Origin of the sequence: Salinimicrobium profundisediminis, assembly GCF_026241755.1 — a bacterium.
In the GTDB taxonomy this organism is placed as follows: Bacteria; Bacteroidota; Bacteroidia; order Flavobacteriales; family Flavobacteriaceae; genus Salinimicrobium; species Salinimicrobium profundisediminis.
The window spans coordinates 724-2,348 of the sequence record NZ_JAPJDA010000068.1 but is presented as its reverse complement, the minus strand read 5'-3'; the positions used below and the strand labels follow the sequence as shown (position 1 = coordinate 2,348).

Here is a 1,625-nt window from a genome sequence, read left to right as displayed (position 1 = left end):
GCACTTCGCCACCTTCACGGATTTCTGTGAATGGTCCTAAAATGATAATACCAACGTTATTTTCTTCCAGGTTTTGTGCCATACCCATAACGCCGTTTGAAAATTCAACAAGTTCTCCAGCCATGACATTGTCGAGGCCATGAACACGGGCAATACCATCTCCAACAGAGATTACAGTACCCACTTCACTTACTTGAATTTCCGACTGATAGTTTTCAATTTGCTTCTTTATCAGTGCACTGATTTCTTCAGCTTTGATGCTCATGAGTTTCACCCCTATCTACGAATCTTATCCTAACAATTGACGCTCAAGACGATCTAACTTACCGCGCAGGCTTCCATCGAAAATAGTATTCCCAATTCGCAGCTTAATACCGCCCAGCAGATTAGTGTCTATAATATTGTCAATACGAAGTGATGTTTTTCCAATCTTTGCTGCAAATGTTGCTGATAAAGCTTGTTTTTCAGCGTCAGTCAATGGTCTTGTTGTATAAACCTTTGCTTCAGCAATTCCTCTAGCTTCATTTGCAAGTCCGATAAATTGATCTGCCACTTCAGCAATAATATCCTCGCGGTGGCGTTCAATTAATATCATTAATGTATTTACAACGAAAGCGTTTAACGAAGCAAAAGCATCCTTTACAATCTCTTTCTTCTTTTGAATAGAAATTTTCGGAGATTGAAATAGCATTTGGAATTCTTCGCTATTTTGAATGACATCTTTTACTACGAGTAACTCTTGCTCCATGCTCTCGATCAGCTGGTGTTCTTTGGCAAGGTCAAAAAGAGCAATTGCATAGCGTTTTGAAACCGCAGCGCTCTTCATCGTTTTTCCCCTGCCTCTTTAATATATTCATCAATTAACTGCTGTTGGTCTTCTGCAGTTAATTCTTTTTCGATAACTTTAGACGCAATTAAAACGGAAAGTGATGCTACTTGATCACGAATTGCCGCTACAGCCTGTTCCTTCTGCTGTTCAATTTCGAGTACAGCAGATTCTTTCAGACGCTGTGCTTCTTTTTGTGCCAATTCAGTAATTTCCTGGCCTTGGATGTCTGCTTGTTTCTTTGCATTGTCAATTAATGTTTGTGCTTCTGTACGAGCTTCTGTTAATAACTGACGCTGTTCGTCCAGATACTTTTTCGCCTCAACTCTGCTAGTTTCAGCTGCTGTAATTTCGTTTGCAATGTATTCTTCACGCTGCTGCATCATGCCCATTAATGGACCCCATGCAAACTTTTTTATTAAAAATAGCAATATAATAAATGTGAAGATTGTAAAAATGATATCTCCACCGGTAAATACACCAGAAGATGCCCCTAAGGCAAAACCATTTAATAGCACGGACGAGTTCACTCCCTTCAGAAATCTTCATCTGGAATCTAAGATAGTATCCATATTTCATTCGATAATTGATTCACTAATCCAAATATTAGGCATAAAGGAATGGCGAAGGTTCTTATCGATCGACTTCGCCATTTCTAATTTTATATACCGATTATTGACCCATTACCATAAACGCGATAACAACCGCCATGATTGGAATCGCCTCTACGAAAGCTACCCCGATGAACATTGTAGATTGAAGCATACCACGAGCTTCTGGCTGACGAGCGATTCCTTCC

The 1,625-nt window shown here is 39.6% G+C and carries 4 protein-coding genes; all 4 read right to left on the bottom strand.

Annotated features, from left to right (window positions below; all coding sequences use genetic code 11):
• Nucleotides 1–265 (bottom strand): HAS-barrel domain-containing protein (locus OQ279_RS18450; protein WP_503167770.1); only part of this gene is annotated, 265 nt, incomplete at its 3' end.
• A gap of 24 nt (nt 266–289) precedes the next feature.
• Nucleotides 290–826 carry a F0F1 ATP synthase subunit delta gene (locus tag OQ279_RS18445; RefSeq protein WP_266071334.1) on the bottom strand — a complete coding sequence of 179 codons (537 nt, stop codon included), beginning with the start codon at nt 824–826 and terminating at the stop codon, nt 290–292.
• The gene (gene atpF, locus OQ279_RS18440; protein ID WP_066442354.1) at nt 823–1,344 is read right to left on the bottom strand and encodes a F0F1 ATP synthase subunit B; all 522 of its coding nucleotides are present in this window, start codon (nt 1,342–1,344) and stop codon (nt 823–825) included. The genes OQ279_RS18445 and atpF overlap by 4 nt, the downstream gene beginning before the upstream one ends.
• A 154-nt stretch (nt 1,345–1,498) precedes the next feature.
• On the bottom strand, nt 1,499–1,618 hold the full coding sequence (atpE, locus tag OQ279_RS18435) for an ATP synthase F0 subunit C (RefSeq protein WP_503167771.1): 120 nt from the start codon (nt 1,616–1,618) through the stop codon (nt 1,499–1,501).
• Nucleotides 1,619–1,625 lie beyond the last annotated feature (7 nt).

What these genes read in the sequence shown, in the direction of transcription:
- OQ279_RS18445 (WP_266071334.1), bottom strand. Translation starts at nt 826, where the DNA reads ATGAAGAGCGCTGCGGTTTCAAAACGCTATGCAATTGCTCTTTTTGAC.